At 60.6% G+C, this 16,705-nt stretch carries 13 protein-coding genes; 7 read left to right on the top strand and 6 right to left on the bottom strand.

The genetic code is table 11. The features are described 5' to 3' along the window. Positions 1-147: 147 nt before the first annotated feature. Positions 148-2,331, bottom strand: coding sequence for a hypothetical protein (locus AC19YX_RS19190; RefSeq protein ID WP_078470167.1), 2,184 nt, complete (start codon positions 2,329-2,331; stop codon positions 148-150). A gap of 195 nt (positions 2,332-2,526) precedes the next feature. On the opposite strand from AC19YX_RS19190, the gene AC19YX_RS19185 reads away from it, so the two are divergent. Continuing rightward, positions 2,527-3,426 (top strand): NAD(P)-dependent oxidoreductase, encoded by a 900-nt coding sequence (locus AC19YX_RS19185; RefSeq protein WP_500606786.1) that lies wholly within the window; start codon positions 2,527-2,529, stop codon positions 3,424-3,426. On the opposite strand, the gene AC19YX_RS19180 is transcribed toward AC19YX_RS19185, so the two are convergent. Both AC19YX_RS19180 and AC19YX_RS19175 read right to left on the bottom strand, forming a co-directional pair. Continuing rightward, on the bottom strand, positions 3,314-5,599 hold the full coding sequence (locus AC19YX_RS19180; RefSeq protein WP_201129758.1) for a putative bifunctional diguanylate cyclase/phosphodiesterase: 2,286 nt from the start codon (positions 5,597-5,599) through the stop codon (positions 3,314-3,316). The genes AC19YX_RS19185 and AC19YX_RS19180 overlap by 113 nt on opposite strands. A 143-nt stretch (positions 5,600-5,742) precedes the next feature. Then, positions 5,743-6,111, bottom strand: a complete 369-nt coding sequence (locus tag AC19YX_RS19175; RefSeq protein ID WP_078470170.1) for a YkgJ family cysteine cluster protein — start codon at positions 6,109-6,111, stop codon at positions 5,743-5,745. Between the two features lie 292 nt (positions 6,112-6,403). Here AC19YX_RS19175 and AC19YX_RS19170 point away from each other — a divergent pair, with 292 nt between their 5' ends. Together AC19YX_RS19170 and AC19YX_RS19165 are read left to right on the top strand one after the other, a co-directional pair. Beyond that, positions 6,404-7,753 (top strand): spinster family MFS transporter, encoded by a 1,350-nt coding sequence (locus tag AC19YX_RS19170; RefSeq protein ID WP_421547907.1) that lies wholly within the window; start codon positions 6,404-6,406, stop codon positions 7,751-7,753. Between the two features lie 226 nt (positions 7,754-7,979). Further along, on the top strand, positions 7,980-8,420 hold the full coding sequence (locus AC19YX_RS19165; protein WP_078470172.1) for a hypothetical protein: 441 nt from the start codon (positions 7,980-7,982) through the stop codon (positions 8,418-8,420). A gap of 309 nt (positions 8,421-8,729) precedes the next feature. Here AC19YX_RS19165 and rapA read toward each other — a convergent pair whose 3' ends face one another. Then, entirely contained in the window at positions 8,730-11,576 is a 2,847-nt protein-coding gene (gene rapA, locus AC19YX_RS19160) for an RNA polymerase-associated protein RapA (RefSeq protein WP_078470173.1), read from the bottom strand. A 218-nt stretch (positions 11,577-11,794) separates the two neighbouring features. Here rapA and AC19YX_RS19155 point away from each other — a divergent pair, with 218 nt between their 5' ends. From AC19YX_RS19155 to ccoM, 3 genes are all read left to right on the top strand, one after another. Beyond that, a complete protein-coding gene (locus AC19YX_RS19155; protein WP_078470174.1) occupies positions 11,795-12,136 on the top strand; it encodes an aspartate-semialdehyde dehydrogenase in 342 nt (113 codons plus the stop codon). A 142-nt stretch (positions 12,137-12,278) separates the two neighbouring features. Next, complete coding sequence (locus tag AC19YX_RS19150) at positions 12,279-12,440, top strand: hypothetical protein (protein ID WP_020299074.1); 162 nt, start codon at positions 12,279-12,281, stop codon at positions 12,438-12,440. A gap of 144 nt (positions 12,441-12,584) precedes the next feature. Further along, positions 12,585-12,701, top strand: coding sequence for a cytochrome c oxidase subunit CcoM (gene ccoM / locus AC19YX_RS19145; RefSeq protein ID WP_015634423.1), 117 nt, complete (start codon positions 12,585-12,587; stop codon positions 12,699-12,701). A gap of 161 nt (positions 12,702-12,862) precedes the next feature. Here ccoM and AC19YX_RS19140 read toward each other — a convergent pair whose 3' ends face one another. After that, positions 12,863-14,338: an inorganic phosphate transporter gene (locus tag AC19YX_RS19140; RefSeq protein WP_078470175.1), complete on the bottom strand. Its 1,476-nt coding sequence runs from the start codon at positions 14,336-14,338 to the stop codon at positions 12,863-12,865. 377 nt (positions 14,339-14,715) lie between these two features. Further along, positions 14,716-14,916 carry a hypothetical protein gene (locus tag AC19YX_RS19135; RefSeq protein ID WP_020299072.1) on the bottom strand — a complete coding sequence of 67 codons (201 nt, stop codon included), beginning with the start codon at positions 14,914-14,916 and terminating at the stop codon, positions 14,716-14,718. 697 nt (positions 14,917-15,613) lie between these two features. Between AC19YX_RS19135 and pcaR the strand changes: the two genes are divergently transcribed. Beyond that, positions 15,614-16,456, top strand: coding sequence for a pca regulon transcriptional regulator PcaR (pcaR, locus tag AC19YX_RS19130; protein ID WP_078470176.1), 843 nt, complete (start codon positions 15,614-15,616; stop codon positions 16,454-16,456). Positions 16,457-16,705 lie beyond the last annotated feature (249 nt).

Genomic DNA, 16,705 nt, shown 5'->3' with positions numbered 1-16,705 from the left:
CGGATTGTGAGTTGGCAGGGCGCGCGGCCACTAAAAGTGCCATCAACGCCAGGCCTTGGTCTTGCAGGGAGAGGGGGGGAACGACGCAATGGCCGCTGACACCGACTCCCCCAGGCAATGGCGGGAGCCGGCGTACCACGGCGGCTATCAGTGGTCGGTCTTGCCGGTGTGGTTGTTGAGGGAGATGACCTTGGTCTTGCCGATGCGGTGACGGTAGATCTCGCGCAGGTACTTGATGGCTTTTTTCACGCAATCGCGGGACAGGCGGATGTCATTGATCGAGACGAACTTGTCTTTGTCGTTGATCAGCTCGCGGTATTTCTTCTCGTACATCGGTTTGATCGCGTACCAGTTGGTATCGAGGATCTTCGCCGGGTTCTCGAACTCGTTCAGCAGGTCGTCGATCAGGCTTTCATCGAAGTGCTCGCTGACGATGAAGTCGAGGATCGAGTTGTCCAGGGTCTCGTCGAAACGGTACGGGTTACGCGCGAAGCAACGCTTGATAAAGGCCACGATCAGCGTCAGGAAGTCGTCCGACAGGCACGGGCTCTTGGCAATCAGGGTGGTCAGCGACAGGTTGGCCGAAGCTCCGATCACCAGTGCATAGCGCTTGAGGGTGGTGTTGGGGAACAGGCTGTTGAGATGGGTCTTGAGTCGATTCAGATCCATATACGACAGCTTGTAGTCTTTGGGCAGCGAGACGATGGAGACCACCGACGAGCAGTTCTTGAAGAAGTGCAGGTCGTGCAGTGCCGCTGCGTCGTAGCCCGAAGCCTTGTATTGCTCCAGGGCTGCGCGATAGCGCTTGGACTCGATCGGCAGCAGGCTGATGCCCTCGATGGCCTGGGTCACCTTGTTGAAGTGCGGCAAATCGATCGAGCGGAAGAACAGGTCGTCGATGTTCAGGCGCTGCGGCTCTTTCTCGAACACCTTGAACTTGTCCCCCGACGGCGCTGGCTGCTCGGGCACCACGGATTCGGCGTAGGCAATCGCCACCGGGCCGGCCAGGCTCATGAACAGGTCGTTGGCATCCAGGCGGATGGTTTCGCCAATGTCGATGCCGGCGCGGCGGAAGTAGTTCTGGTCGTAGTCGGTGGTCACCGCCTGCGCCGTGAGGATGTTGAAGATCTGCTGGGAGATGTACTGGTTGGCGTGCTTCTCCATGGCGTTGACATCGATGTTCTGGATGTTGCCGTCATCGCTTTCTTCGGCGTAACGCATGATGTCGTTGGAGATCAGCATCATCGCGTTCCATGGACGGATCCGGCCCATGACGCTGGCTTCGCTGCTGTCTTCGTTGTCGAAGTTGTAGGAGAAGTCCCACTCTTCCGACAGGTATTTGCACAGCAGGCGGCCGGCGTTGATATGCAGCGCCTCGGACATTTCGCTGCGGTGGTCGGAGATATTCGGCAGCACGCAGATGCCGCTGGTGAAGATCGGCTCGAAGACGAAGGAATGGCCGCTTTTGCTGTCGTGCTCATCCACCGGCTTGGTGTCGAACGTCTTGTTCATGTACGAGTACTGCTGGGCCAGGCCGAACTCCGACGCCATGCCCGAACCGGTACCGCCGCCGGCGCTGAAGATCGAGAAATACAGGCGCGACTGGTTGGCCTTGATCCCGCAGGAATCGATCAGGTACGAGTGGATCATTTTCCAGTCGGGGCTGGAGAAGCGCTGGGTGTCCTTGTTGAGGATGATCTTGGCCAGGTACTGACCCAGGATCGGCGCGTTACCGGCACCGCCGGCATGGACTTCCGAGAGGTCCATGATCTTCATCTTGCTGTAGTCGCGGATAAAGCCGCTTTTTTCGCCCTTGCGCGAGAAGCGGATGCGCCCGGCGATGTCCTTGTCCAGGTCGCCGAGCATCACCAGCGGTTCCACCAGGAACACCGGCTTGCTGGCCTTGTTCTGGCCCAGGCGCAGGTTGTTGCGAATCCATTGGCCCGGGCTGTAGCCCTTGGCTTCGTAGGATTTGTCTTCGTTATTGAATTCGTTGAGGTAGAACTTGCGCGCGTTGTACACCAGTTCCGCGACATCCAGGGCAATGTTCGAGCCGCAGCGGCCGAGGCCGATCAGGCACACCGACGGGAATTCCTGGTCGCGGCGGATCTCGTTGTCGCCTTCCAGGTGCGGTGGGCGCGGGAACACGCTGTCGCGCAGGCCGTCGAGGTTGTCGAGGATGCGGTCGGTGTTGGTCTCCGTGAAATACAGGTACTGCTGGGTGGCCAGCGGGCGGGAGCTGGACAATGGCTTCGAAATCGAGGGGCTTGGAATCGGAGAGGCCAGCGTCAGCTCGGATACTGCGTCGGCAGAGTTGTTTTTAGAAGTCATTGTGCGCCATGTGCCTGAACTGGTCGGCTCGTCGACAAAATATCATCGAGCCATCACGGAGTGGGTTTCGCGACTTTTACAGTGCGATATTGGCCCCCGCGTCAGGGGACGTGCCTATGGACGCAGGGGGGAATCCTTTCCTTCGTCCAGATAAATCGGCCAATATCCGGCGATCTTTAATCAAAAGGAGGCAAGATGATGGCAGCGTTACCCTCACTCGGATTTGCCGGTATCGGCCTGATGGGGCTGCCCATGTGCCGGCGCCTCTTGGCTGCGGGGTATCCGCTGACCGTGTGGAACCGCAATCCGCAGAAGTGCGCGCCACTGGTAGCCGCCGGGGCGCGACAAGTCGCCACACCGGCCCAGTTGTGCGAGGCCAGTGACCTGGTGCTGTTATGCCTGGCCAATACCCAGGTGGTGCGCGAGGTGGTCTTCGGTGACCAGGGCATCGCCCAGGGTGCCCGGGCCGGACAGTTGCTGGTGGACTTCTCCAGCCTAGAGCCCACTGCCACCCGTGAAATGGCCGCCCAGTTGGCCGAGGCGACCGGCATGGGCTGGGTCGATGCGCCGGTTTCCGGCGGCACGGCGGGTGCCGAAAGCGGCAGCCTGGCGATCATGGCAGGCGGTGCGGTGGCGGATATCGAGCGGATTCGCCCGCTGCTGCTCAACCTCGGGCAGCGGGTGACCCACATGGGGCCGGTAGGCGCCGGCCAGGTGACCAAGGCCTGCAATCAGATGATTGTTGCCTGCAATGCCCTGGTGATTGCCGAAGTGGTGGCCCTGGCCGAGCGTTCCGGGGTCGATGCCAGCCTGATTGCCGAGGCCCTGGCCGGAGGTTTTGCCGACTCGCGGCCGCTGCAGATCCTCGCCCCGCAAATGGCTGAAAGCCGTTTCGAACCGGTGAAGTGGCATGTGCGGACCTTGCTCAAGGACCTGGACGGGGCGGTGAAGTTTTCCCGCGAGCAGGGGTCGGCCACGCCCATCAGCGGCTTGGCAGCACAGTTGATGCGCCTGCATGGGGCCCAGGGCTATCTGGAAAAAGACCCGGCGACCCTGATCCATCTCTATCGCCAGTCGGGGAGTGAAGACGCGTAGCGGCCCAGGCCGGCTGGTGCTCTTGGAGTTCGCTGAGCAATGCCGGCAGCAGCTCCAGGGACACCGGTCGGCTGAGCAGATACCCCTGGATGAAGTCGCAGCCGTAATGGCTGAGGAACGCGGACTGCTGCACGGTTTCGACGCCTTCGGTGACCACCTGCAAATGCAGGGTGTGGGCCATGATGATAATGGCCTGGACGATCTCCATGTCCTGGGTCGAATGGGGAATGTCCTGGATGAACGAGCGGTCGATCTTCAAGGTGTTGAGGGGCAGGCGCTTGAGATAGGCCAGGGATGAATAGCCGGTACCGAAGTCGTCGATCGACAGCGATACGCCCAGGGCCCGGATCTGCTGGAGCAGCGTCAGGGTATTGGCAATGTTGCCCATCAGGGCGTTCTCCGTGACCTCCAGCTCCAGGCACTGGGCCGGAAGGCCGGCGTGGTGCAGGGCCATCTTGATCTCGTCGGTCAGCTCGTCGCGCATCAGGTTCAGCGCCGAGCAATTGACCGCCACCTTGAGCTCGTTGAAACCCTGGCGCCTGAGCATGGCCAGGTCCTCGCAGGCCCGGCGCAACACCCAATTGTCGAGTTCGGCGATCAGGCCGTTGGCCTCGGCAATGCTGATAAAGCGGTCCGGCGCCAGCAACCCATGTACCGGGTGCTGCCAGCGGATCAGCGCTTCGAGTTTGCTGACCCGGGCGTTCTTCAGGTCGTAGATCGGCTGGTAATACACGGTCAGCCCGGCTTCGCTGCGCAGGGCGTGGCGCAGCTCTTCTTCCAGTTGCAGCTCCAGGGTGGCGCGGGTCTTCAGGTTGGAGCTGAAAAAATGCAGGCTGTTGCGACCCGCGCCCTTGGACTGATACAGCGCCAGGTCGGCGTTTTTCAGCAGCTCTTCGCAGGTGCGGCCGTCGTCGGGGAACACGCTGATACCGATGCTGGTGGTCATGACCATGCGCCGGCCGGCGAGCTCGATGGGCAGCTTCATCTTTTGCATGATGCGCTGGGCCATATGCCGCGCTTCGTCGCGGTTATGCAGGCTGATCAGGATGCAGAACTCATCGCCACCAAAACGTGCGACCACATCCTCGTGGCTGCGGGTGGAACCCTTGATATGCCCGGCCAGCACCTTGAGCAACTCGTCGCCGGCGTCATGGCCGAGGCTGTCGTTGATGCGCTTGAAGTGGTCGATATCCAGAAACATCACCGCCAGCATGCCGCCGCATGCGGTTTTTTCGATGAGTTTTTCAGCGAACAGCTGATTGAAGCCACGACGGTTGATCAGGCTGGTCAGGGCGTCGTAGTGGGCCACCTGCTGCAGGGAAACACGGGCCTGATCGAGCTGGCTGAGCAGGGCGTTGACCCGCCGCAGGTCGCGCTCCTTGTGTTGCAGTTTTTTGTCGGCCAGGGCGGCGCTGATGCAGCTGCCGATCAGCAGCAGGATGATCACCGCAATGGTCAGCCCCAGCTGCATATGGTTGTTGTCCTGAGGGGCGAGTTGCGGCGCGCCGAGGGGCAGGGCCAGGGTCATGGACCACATGCCGAGAAAATGCATGCTGACGATCCCGGCGCCGAGCACCAGGCTGCTGGCGTACTTGAGCAATTGATGGAACATGCCGCTGCCTTCGCGCAACAAACTGGACAGCAGCAAGGCGGCGAAGCTGCAGGTGATGGCGACGATCACCGCCAGGGCGAAGCGGGTCGGGTCATAGATGGCCACGGCGCTGGAGCGCATGGCGGCCATGCCCACGTAATGCATGGCGCAGATGCCAAGGCCGATCCAGATCGAGGCACTGATGTAGCGCCCCAACCGCAGTTCGGGTTGGCTCAGGGTATTCATCGCCAGCCAGGAGGCGACCAGGGCTGTCAGCAGCGAGAGCACGGTAATCGGCAGGTCGTAGCTGACCTCGATCGGCGGCTGGAAGGCCAGCATGCCGATAAAATGCATGGCCCAGATCCCCCCCGCCAGGCAGGCGGCACCTATCCAGCGCCACAGCCGCTGGGCCGCGGGGTTATCCACGTGGCCCACGCGCTCGGCCATGTCCAGCGTGGCGAAGCTGGCCGCACAGGCGACCAGATAAGCCAGCAGCACCAGAAAGGGGTTATGGCTGCAGTCGAGCAATACCTGACCACCTTCCGGAAGCTCGGTAAAAAAATGCGCCCCAAGCCATCCCATAGCATGCCCCATCACGGAATTTGCTCGCCCTGGCGGATCCCGGCGCCGACGAATGCCTTGAGTATAGAGCTCGCCCGTAGCCTGCAAGCGGTGATGGCAAACTGGTTCTAATGATTTGGTTATGGGCCCGATAGCGTTTGGCGCTAAGCGCTCTGTTCGAAATACAGCTCGTCGAAACGCGGCTCAAGGGGGGGCAGGCCGAACGCGGCACGCGCGGCATCGCAATCGGGGTTGGCCAGGCCGTCGGTCCAGGAGGCCTCGAACTCGCGGCAGGTGCTGGAGCGCTCATGGTAAATCGAGCAACTGACCTGGCTGCCCACTTCACCGACCAACCCCACGCAGCGCGTGGGTTTGCAGTCAGTGCCAAGCATGGCCACCCGGCTGGGGCTGATGGACGCCACCAGGTCGTCGGGCACCGAGCCCCCGGCCGAGGCGCATTCTCCCCAGAAAAAAGACACGCGAAAGTGTGAACAGCAGGCACCGCAACTCAGACACGGACTGGCTTCGGACATGGGCGTCATCAATAGAAAAGGGGGAAGAGAGGGGGGAGGCAAGGACGCCATTCTAGGCTTCGCATTGGCCTTGGGAAGGGGGGGCGAGAACTATATTTTCTGCCTATAAAGGTGGCACTTTGATTGCGGATTTTCGGGCTTGGTCCAAGGGGCGCGGCCTTCAGCCCGGGGCAAGATGCCATGGCCTGATATCAGGATGGCGAATGATCACAGACAGGTGCGGCAGGGCTGACTAGATTGCAGTTTCCAGGCTCGCTTGCGTCTGGCCGAATAACAATAAAGAGACCGAACCATGCACAACTCGACCCAAGCGGCGAATGCCTGGCGCATTCTATTCCTGTTGTTTCTGGCGAACCTGTTCAACTTTTTCGATCGCACCATCCCGGCCATCATCATCGAGCCGATCCGCATGGAATGGCACCTCAGTGACTTCCAGCTGGGGATCATCGGCACCGCCTTTACCATCGTCTACGCCATTGCCGGCCTGCCCCTGGGGCGTATGGCCGATACCGGCTCGCGCAGCAAACTGATGGGCTGGGGCCTGGCGGTGTGGAGCGGGCTGACGGCGGTCAACGGGCTGGTGGGCAGTTTCTGGAGCTTTCTGATCGTGCGCATGGGGGTGGGCATTGGCGAGGCCAGTTATGCCCCGGCGGCCAACTCGCTGATCGGTGACCTGTTTCCCGCGCACCGTCGGGCCCGGGCCATGGGCATCTTCATGCTGGGCCTGCCCCTGGGGCTGCTGCTGGCGTTCTTCACCATCGGCGCGATGGTCAAGGCCTTCGACAGCTGGCGCGCGCCGTTCTTTATCGCCGCCGTGCCGGGCCTGCTGCTGGCGGTATTCATGTTCTTCATCAAGGAGCCGGCACGAGGCGCCGCCGAGACGGTAAAGATTTCCCAGGAGCCGGTGGACCGGCCGATCCGCCGGGTACTGGCGATCCCGACCTTTCTCTGGCTGGTGCTGGCCGGCCTGTGCTTCAACTTCGCCACCTATGCCTGCAACTCGTTCCTGGTGCCGATGCTCCAGCGTTATTTCCTGATGCCACTGCAGGAGGCCGCCGTGGCCACCGGGGTGATCGTCGGGGTGACCGGCCTGATCGGCCTGACCTTGGGCGGCTGGATCGCCGACAAGATTCACCAGCGCGTAGCCAATGGGCGCCTGCTGTTTGCCGCCTGCAGTCTGATCATCTCCACCCTGTGCACCGCCTGGGCGCTGCATGCCGGGCGGATTGAGATCGGCGTGTTTGTCGCGCTGTTCAGTGTCGGCTGGCTGTTTGCCTACAACTTCTACACCTGTGTCTATACGGCGATCCAGGACGTGGTCGAGCCACGGCTGCGGGCCACGGCGATGGCCCTGTTTTTTGCCGGTCTGTACCTGCTGGGCGGTGGCCTGGGGCCGGTGGTGGTGGGCGGGCTGTCCGACCATTTTGCCCACTCGGCGATGTACGCCGCCGGTGCCGAGCAAATGACCGAGGCCTTCAAGGCCGTCGGCTTGCATGACGCCATGTACCTGATTCCGGTTGCACTGTTTTTGACCATGCTGTTTCTGTTTCAGGCCTCGCGCAGTTTTGTGAAGGATGCGAAGCAGATGAAGGAGGGGTTGGTGGCGAGTGAAAGGCCGATCGTGGCAGCCGTGGTCTCGTGAGTCTCAATGGTCGGAATCGCCCAGTCATCGGTGGGCGTTTCGCGGGAAGGGCAGGGCTGTAGAGGCGCTCAGGCCGCACTATGCGTCAGTTGTTTCTGGCGGATATTTGGGAAATTTCTCATGTTGGTGGCTTTTTTGTATTGCTAGTGTCTGGACCCCGGCTTCATCGGGAAAGGTGTCCAGCTTCGGATGCGTTCGTCTGACTTAGGCAATAAGGAAGGTTTTCGTGAAAACGGTTTTCAAGGTCATTGCTCTCTCCACTATCATCGCTAGCGCCACTGGTTGCGTGAGCTACAACATGAGTCAACCTTCGGCGCCGATTGACAGCCAAGTCAAAGCCGACCTCAAGGCCGATGTTGCGGTCGGGGAGGCGATATCCGGCCAGTCTTCGGTCAATGTGCTTTTTGGTGTGTTCAAGTTCGGCGGGGATAGCCAATTTGCCGATGGTGTTTCCTACGGCGGCCAATCTTCGGGTGGTCTAGGTGGTCTGGGGCTTGATCCCGTTGCAGCCGTCAAATCGGCAGCGGCTTTCAAAGCAGTCAAAGCTTCCGGTGCCGACCTGATTGTTGCGCCTCGTTATGAAGTCACTGAAGAAGACTACTTCGTATTCAAGAAGGTCTCGGTGACGGTTAAAGGTAACAAAGGCAGCATCCGCAGCATTCGTTAAGCGATCAACCAAGGCCGCACACAAAGACTTCTATCTGGTGATGGTCGTGTGGCCCTGGTTTTCAGCTGTTGTCAGTGCCGCGAAGATAATCCTCCTCGCGGGGTGTTTCCAGGGCTGAATGCTGTTGCGCCTAGGCTGAAACTGGTTTGCCCGCCAGCGTCCTTGGCGACACAGGTTCAGCTCCCTACCGTTAATGAACCCTGTTAGCCCGCCTCCCCAGCGGGCTTTTTTATCCTTGGAAGTCGCCCGCAAAGGCAAAAAAAGGCCCGCATTGCGCGGGCCTTTTGTTTCAGCAGGGCAGGGCGGTGATCAACCGGCTACCAACACCCGAATCGCTTCCAGTCGCAGCGCCGCCTTGTCGAGCATGGCCAGGCCTTGCTCGCGTTGTTGGCGCAGGGCCACCAGTTCGCTGTCGCGCACGGTCGGGTTGACCGCTTGCAGGGCGGTCAGGCGCGCCAGTTCTTCGTCGGTGTCAGCTGCCAGGCGACGCTGGGCTTCGGCCACACGCTCGGCATGGCGCGGGGCGATTTTCTCTTCGCCGGCGTTGATCCGGGGCGTCAGCTGATCGCGCTGGGCCTGGATGAACTTGTTGGCGCTGGCCCGCGGCACGCTTTCCAGCTGCTCGTTGAGGGTCTCGAAGGCGACGCGTGCCGACAGGTCGTTGCCATTGGCGTCCAGCAGGCAGCGCAGGGCGGCCGGTGGCAGGTAGCGGCCCAGTTGCAGGGAGCGCGGGGCGACCACTTCGCTGACATACAACAGCTCAAGCAGCACGGTGCCAGGTTTGAGCGCCTTGTTCTTGATCAGCGCTACTGCGGTATTGCCCATGGAGCCGGACAGCACCAGGTCCATGCCGCCCTGCACCATTGGGTGTTCCCAGGTGATGAACTGCATGTCTTCGCGAGACAGCGCCTGGTTGCGGTCGTAGGTGATGGTCACGCCTTCGTCGTCGCCCAGGGGGAAGCTGGCGTCGAGCATTTTCTCGCTAGGCTTGAGGATCAGGGCGTTTTCCGAATGGTCTTCGCTGTCGATGCCAAAGGCGTCGAACAGCGTCTCCATGTAGATCGGCAGGGCGAATTGATCGTCCTGTTCGAGGATCGCCTCCACCAGCGCATCACCTTCGCCGGCACCGCCGGAGTTGAGCTCCAGCAGGCGGTCGCGGCCGGTGTGCAGCTCCTGTTCCAGACGCTCGCGCTCGGCACGGGCTTCGTCGATCAGGGCTTGCCACTCGCCGTCATCGGCGTTTTCCAGCAGCGGCAGCAGGCGTGGGCCGAACTGATGCTGCAAGGCGTTGCCGGTCGGGCAGGTGTTGAGGAAGGCGTTCAGCGCTTCGTGGTACCACTGGAACAGGCGCTCTTGCGGGCTGGTTTCCAGGTACGGCACGTGGACTTCGATGACGTGCTTCTGACCGATCCGGTCCAGACGGCCGATGCGTTGCTCCAGCAAGTCCGGGTGCGAAGGCAGGTCGAACAGCACCAGGTGGTGGGCGAACTGGAAGTTGCGACCTTCACTGCCGATTTCCGAGCAGATCAGCACCTGGGCACCGAATTCTTCATCGGCGAAGTACGCGGCGGCGCGGTCGCGCTCAAGGATGTTCATGCCTTCGTGGAATACCGTGGCCGGGGTGCCGGAGCGCACGCGCAGGGCGTCTTCCAGATCCATGGCGGTTTCGGCGTGGGCACAGATCACCAGGACCTTGGTGCGCTTGAGCATCTTCAGCTGGTCGATCAGCCACTCGACCCGTGGGTCGAAGCGCCACCAGCGTTGTTCTTCGTCGGTGTCCGGCTGGGCCTGGAAGCTGACTTCCGGGTACAGCTCGGCGTGCTCGCCCAGGGGCAGTTCGAGGTATTCGTCCGGGCACGGCAGCGGGTAAGGGTGCAGTTTGCGCTCGGGGAAACCTTGCACGGCGGCGCGGGTGTTGCGGAACAGCACGCGACCGGTGCCGTGGCGGTCGAGCAGCTCACGCACCAGGCGCGCGCTGGCTTCGGTGTCGCCATCGTTGACCGCAGTCAGCAGGGCTTCGCCTTCATTACCCAGGAAACCCTGGATGGTCTTGTGCGCTTTTGGCGACAGGCGACCCTGATCCAGCAGCTCCTGCACGGCTTCGGCCACCGGGCGATAGTTCTCGCTCTCGGCGCGGAATGCCTTGAGGTCGTGGAAACGATTGGGGTCAAGCAGGCGCAGCCGGGCGAAGTGGCTGTCCTGGCCCAGTTGTTCCGGGGTCGCGGTCAACAGCAGGACGCCGGGAATGGTTTCGGCCAGTTGCTCGACCAGCGAATACTCAGGGCTGGCCTGGTCTTCGTGCCACACCAGGTGGTGGGCTTCGTCGACCACCATCAGGTCCCAGCCGGCGGCGAACAGCGCGTCCTGGGCCTTTTCGTCGTCCACCAGCCATTCCAGGGCCACCAGTGCGAGCTGGGTGTCTTCGAAGGGGTTGCTGGCATCGCTTTCGATAAAGCGTTCTTCGTCGAACAGCGCGACCTGCAGGTTGAAGCGGCGGCGCATTTCCACCAGCCATTGGTGCTGCAGGTTTTCCGGCACCAGGATCAACACCCGGTTGGCGCGGCCCGACAGCAGTTGGCGATGGATCACCAGGCCGGCTTCGATGGTCTTGCCCAGGCCCACTTCGTCGGCCAGCAATACGCGCGGGGCGATGCGGTCGGCGACTTCACGGGCAATGTGCAACTGGTGGGCGATTGGCTGGGCGCGTACGCCGCCCAGGCCCCACAGCGAAGACTGCAACTGGCGGCTGGTGTGCTCCAGGGTGTGATAACGCAGGGAGAACCAGGCCAGGGGGTCGATCTGGCCGGCGAACAGCCGGTCGCTGGCCAAGCGGAACTGGATGAAGTTCGAGAGCTGGGTTTCCGGCAGGGTGACCTGCTCGTTCTGCCCATTGAGGCCGTGGTAGACCAGCAGGCCGTCGACGTCGTCGACTTCTTGCACGGTCATTTTCCAGCCTTCGAAGTGGGTGATGCTGTCACCCGGCGAAAACCTCACGCGAGTGAGGGGCGCATTCCGTAGCGCATACTGGCGAGTGTCGCCAGTGGCCGGATAGAGCACGGTGAGCAAGCGACCGTCCTGTGCCAGAACGGTGCCTAAACCTAGCTCAGCTTCGCTGTCACTAATCCAGCGTTGCCCCGGTTGATACTGCTGCGCCATGCTGCCTGACTCCCGCCTTGAAAAAGCCGACTATCTTAACGGAACGAGGCCCCGAGACCAAAGAACTCTGATCAAAACAGCCTGGATAAAAGGTAGCGCATCGCATTATTTGTCGGGCTCTGGGGCACCATTGGCTGACGACTGGGTCACAAGTTTGCGACAGATGGCTCAAGTCGTCGTTGCCGCAGCCGACAGCCTGCCGACAGGAGACCAATAATATGCTGCCACCGATGCTCCCCTTGAGTGCCGTGCCCATCACTTCACAGCAGGACCCGATCCGGCCACGCCCGGACATCCCGCCAGTGGTGCCTGTGCAACAGAGTTCCAACGAAAGCACGATCGACCTGAAAAAGCGCGACACCGAGCAGTCGGCGCTGCTGTTGCGCGAAGAGCAGCAACGCCAGCAGGAACGCCAAAAGCGCCAGCGCGAAGCCGAGGACGATCCCGAGGAGCACCTGGCGATCCCCGGTGATGAACTCAACGCCGACAACACGGTGCCCGTGGTACCGCTGATGGAAGATGCGCCGCGCCAGGGGCTGTGGGTCGACGTCGAAGTCTGAGGCACTGCCACTCCGGCAAGTCCCTCATGGCTGGTCAAGCGTTGCCGGGCGCCGCATTATTGGCGCATTCGCCTCAGCCGCAGCTCTCATCCAGGATGAGCACGCGGCGGGCATTGACCCTTACTAGACGCAAGCCGACGCCATGAGCCAAGACGACAAACTGATCGATCTCAACACCGAACGTGCCAAGCGGGTGCATGACCTCAATGACAAGCGCCTGAATGAAGTGCGCCAGGCATTCGAGCAGGCGATGCCGTTGGGCAAAGCCAAGAAAAAACCGAAAAACAAACCGAAAAAGCGCTGAACAGGCGGTTTTCTGTTGATGTGGATCAGTTATTCCCCCTCCCTGTCGCCCTGTCTTGGGCGACATTGACCCCGGTCAATTTATCCCCCCGCCTCTTTGGTTAACTTAGCCCCATCGCAACAGGGCAAGAGCAGGAGGCCAGTCATGTTTTTCGATAATGTGGTGATCGCCGGAGTGCTGACTGTCGGCCTCATGGTTCTGTTTTTCGCAGGGTTTGGATTCTTCATCTGGAAAGACGCGAACAAGCGTAAAAAACCATAGATCAACGTCGATCTTTCCAGTTATACGAGCACGCAAGGCATTTTGGGCAACTTCGGTTGCCCTTTTTTTTGCCTTGAAAAAACCAGATGCGCCGCTGGCGGCTGGACATAAAAAAAGGTGCGACCCGCAGGGCGCACCTTTTTTTTGTTCGGCCTGAGCTATCAGGAACCGAGGGCCTTCGATGCCAGCCAGAACAGACCGGCCGACAAGCCGACCGTTGCCGGCAGGGTCAGGACCCAGGCCATCAGGATGGTCTTCACGGTACCGCCCTGCAGTCCGCTCTTGTTGGCGACCATGGTCCCGGCCACACCCGAGGACAGCACGTGGGTGGTCGACACCGGCAGGCTGAAGATGTTGGCCAGGCCGATCATGCTGGCCGTGGTGATCTGCGCCGACATGCCCTGGGCGTAGGTCATGCCCTGCTTGCCGATTTTTTCGCCGATGGTCAGTACCACGCGCTTCCAGCCGACCATAGTGCCCAGGCCCAGGGCCAGTGCAACGGCGAGAATCACCCAGAACGGGGCGTACTCGGTGGTGGCGGTCAGGTCTTTACGCAGCTTGTCGAGGTCGGATTTTTCACGGGCATCAAGCCCTGGCAACTTGCCGACTTTCTTCGCGGTGTCGTCCAGGCACAGCAGGTAACGGCGAACTTCGATGCGGTGCTCGGAACTCAGCGAGTGGTAGTCGGAGACGCCCTTGAGCGTGCCGAGGAGGGCGTTGATGGTCGGTTCGGTCTGTTGCGGATTGCAACGGAATTTACCCGGGAGGTCATCTTTAACGCTTTTACCCAGGGCCAGGAACTCACCCAGGGTCTCGTTGTTGCGCTGATAGAACTGATTGAGGTGCAAGGTGGCATCGCGGGTGCGCTCGATCTGGTAAGTGGTGCTGCCCAGGTCGAGTACGAACTGCGCAGGCACGATACCGATCAGCACCAGCATGATCAGGCCGATGCCTTTCTGACCGTCGTTGGAGCCGTGCACGAAGCTGACCGCCATGGCGGAGATCACCAGCACCAGGCGATTCCAGAACGGTGGGTGCTTCTTGTCGTCCAGCTTGCGGCGTTGGTCCGGGGTCTTGTGCATCTTCGACAGCGGGCGCCACCACTTCAAGCCGACCAGCACCAGGCCAGCCACCAGGAAACCGGCCATCGGCGAGAACACCAGCGAGGCGCCGATATCGATCGCTTTCTGCCAGTTGACCCCATCCGCCAGCGGAATGTCGTTGATCAGGGCGTTGGCCAGGCCGACCCCCAGGATCGAGCCGATCAGGGTGTGGGAGCTGGAGGCCGGGATACCGAAGTACCAGGTGCCCAGGTTCCAGGTGATGGCGGCGGCCAGCAGCGAGAACACCATCGCCAGCCCGTGGCCGGTGTTGACGTTGATCAGCAGCTCGACCGGCAGCAAATGGACGATGGCATACGCCACGCCAACACCGCCGAGCAGCACTCCGAGGAAGTTGAACACCCCGGAAAAGAACACTGCCAGATGAGGAGGCATGGCTTTGGTGTAGATAACAGTGGCAACCGCGTTAGCGGTGTCATGAAAGCCGTTGATGAACTCGAAGGCGAGGACAAAGGCCAGGGCGAGCAACAGGCTCACAAGAACCCAAGCATCCAGTCCGCTGAATAAATCGATCATGAAGGTTTTCTGACCCGGTCATAAGGGGGCGCGATTATGCCAGAAAACCCTGGTAATCAATGCACAAGGTGCTCATCGGTAACATTCTTCAATGAAAAAACTGACCCAGGGCAGCTTTTCCTCGGGTTGCCGGAAGGTCGGGCAAGTCATTGATTTTGCAGGGTGCAGTCCCGGGAGAGGGCGCGGGGCGGGGACAGTCGATCATTCAAACGACTGTATGAAATTTACTCTTCAGGGCTGGCCGCGGCCAAATGCCTCGCTCCGGTCGATGGAGGCAATAGGTCGCCCGAGGGTAACGAGCGCCGGTGGCCAGCCCTGTCGTCCGCGGTAATCGGGTCGAACAGGTGGCCAGCCTTGAAGAGTTCAGGCAACAGTCGTCAAGGATGATCGGCCTTGAGTTCTTGTTCCATCTTTTGCAGTTCTTGAGTGAAGGCCTGGTCAAGAATGCTGGCGCGTTTACGCCATGGTTTGCGTTCCGGTTCAGGCTGAGCGGCGTAGGTGGTGACTTCCCCGCCGTAAACTTCCTTGTAACGTTGTTCCTGGCGCTCAAGTTCCGCGCGCAGTTCGTCTTTCGTCACAGTGTTACCTAATTAAGTGGGATAAAAATCGGTGATACGCATTGCCCGGTGCATGACTCATCAACTCACGGGTACTCGGATCCATTGCAGCACCGAGGTTGCCATTGGAGTTCGCCAAGTCATGTCCTTGTTGCACGCGGCCACGCCACCGATTCAAGAACAACTGTCGTAGCAACAGTCTTCATTTACTTCCTGCAAGCGCTTTTACCGGGTCAATGACGGAGGGTAGACACTTGCGACAGGAAACAGCATGCAATGATGCGTTGCCTGGGTGATGGAGTGATCAAAGCAAAGAATGCTGTGAACCTCACCGTTTTACATTATAGCGAGGGTCATGAACAACTCTATCGTCGATAAGTTAAAAAGCGTCATTACATATGAGGCTTTTATTACACGAAAGTTTTAATCACTAATGCCTTCTGTTGCCAGGCAGTACAGGCTGTGGGGTCTTCAGGTTAGATGGGGCAAGTTATCGGGTAAATCAAGGGGGCGGCAATGTTGCAGTGCGGGGAAGATAACGTCGCCCTGTGGATTTTTTATGACGCCCGGCGCAAATGGCGGTTTTTGATGCTGAACCTCATCTGATTGCGATTATCGGCCGATGGTTCGATAATCGCCCAATGTTGGCTGTACCGGCTTGTGCATTTTCTCCAATACGGCTTGTAATAAGGCCGAACTTCGACGCAGAGAGCATGAAATGAACGATCAATTGCGCAATTCCTTCGCCTCGGTGGCGCCTCCGATTGTTGCCTCTCCGGCGAAGAGGATTCAGGCGTTGACCGGTGATCCGGATTTCATGACCTCTCTGGCCCGTGGCCTGGCCGTGGTCCAGGCATTTCAAGAGCGCAAGCGCCACCTGACCATCGCCCAGATCAGCCACCGCACCGAGATCCCCCGGGCGGCAGTGCGTCGCTGCCTGCATACCCTGATCAAGCTCGGCTACGCCACCACCGACGGGCGGACCTATTCGCTGCTGCCCAAGGTGCTGACCCTGGGACACGCCTATCTGTCGTCGACGCCGCTGGCGGTGTCTGCCCAGCCTTACCTGGACCGCATGAGCGAGCAGCTTCACGAAGCCTGCAACATGGCGACCCTGGAGGGAGATGACATTTTATATATCGCCCGTTCAGCCACCACCCAGCGCCTGATTTCGGTGGACCTCTCCGTCGGTGGACGGCTGCCGGCCTACTGCACGTCCATGGGCCGCATCCTGCTGGCGGCACTGGACGACGCTTCCCTGCGTGAATACCTCGAGCACGCCGACCTGCAAGCCAAGACCAGCCGTACCCTGCACACCGCAGAGGCCTTGCTCGAATGCCTGCAGCAGGTTCGCCAGCAGGGTTGGTGCATTGTCGACCAGGAACTGGAACAGGGCCTGCGCTCTATCGCGGTGCCGGTCTATGACGCTTCGGGCCAGGTGCTGGCGGCGCTGAACGTCAGCACCCACGCCGGCCGGGTCAGCCGTACCGAGCTGGAGCAGCGTTTTCTGCCGGGTCTGCTCAGTGCCAGCCGAGACCTGAGCGCCCAGCTGTTTTCCTAACCTGTTCGATAAACGCACAACTACGCATTTGGCGAATTGACGCTCTTTCCCTTGCCTTATTAATGTCGCGGCAGCGTCATCGGCCGCCGCCCCTGTTTCAGCGGGCGGCCGTACGGCGACCCCATAATAAAGAAGAGGTCCAATCCCATGAGCATGCTCCCCCTGCGCCTTCATCGAAGCTGCCTTCGACCCCTGGCCGCCTGATCCCGGAATTCTCTCCTTTGCAATGACCTGACCAACCCTCGGCGA

The organism is Pseudomonas sp. MF09150 (assembly GCF_059862355.1).
Note: the sequence above shows the minus strand (reverse complement) of the source record. Positions and strands in the feature narration are given on the sequence as shown.

Bases quoted from the DNA above. Each gene is read 5' to 3' on its own strand.
- AC19YX_RS19190 (WP_078470167.1), bottom strand. From the start codon at position 2,331: ATGACTTCTAAAAACAACTCTGCCGACGCAGTATCCGAGCTGACGCTG.
- AC19YX_RS19185 (WP_500606786.1), top strand. From the start codon at position 2,527: ATGATGGCAGCGTTACCCTCACTCGGATTTGCCGGTATCGGCCTGATG.
- AC19YX_RS19180 (WP_201129758.1), bottom strand. From the start codon at position 5,599: ATGGGATGGCTTGGGGCGCATTTTTTTACCGAGCTTCCGGAAGGTGGT.
- AC19YX_RS19175 (WP_078470170.1), bottom strand. From the start codon at position 6,111: ATGTCCGAAGCCAGTCCGTGTCTGAGTTGCGGTGCCTGCTGTTCACAC.
- AC19YX_RS19170 (WP_421547907.1), top strand. From the start codon at position 6,404: ATGCACAACTCGACCCAAGCGGCGAATGCCTGGCGCATTCTATTCCTG.
- rapA (WP_078470173.1), bottom strand. From the start codon at position 11,576: ATGGCGCAGCAGTATCAACCGGGGCAACGCTGGATTAGTGACAGCGAA.
- AC19YX_RS19155 (WP_078470174.1), top strand. From the start codon at position 11,795: ATGCTGCCACCGATGCTCCCCTTGAGTGCCGTGCCCATCACTTCACAG.
- AC19YX_RS19150 (WP_020299074.1), top strand. From the start codon at position 12,279: ATGAGCCAAGACGACAAACTGATCGATCTCAACACCGAACGTGCCAAG.
- ccoM (WP_015634423.1), top strand. From the start codon at position 12,585: ATGTTTTTCGATAATGTGGTGATCGCCGGAGTGCTGACTGTCGGCCTC.
- AC19YX_RS19140 (WP_078470175.1), bottom strand. From the start codon at position 14,338: ATGATCGATTTATTCAGCGGACTGGATGCTTGGGTTCTTGTGAGCCTG.
- pcaR (WP_078470176.1), top strand. From the start codon at position 15,614: ATGAACGATCAATTGCGCAATTCCTTCGCCTCGGTGGCGCCTCCGATT.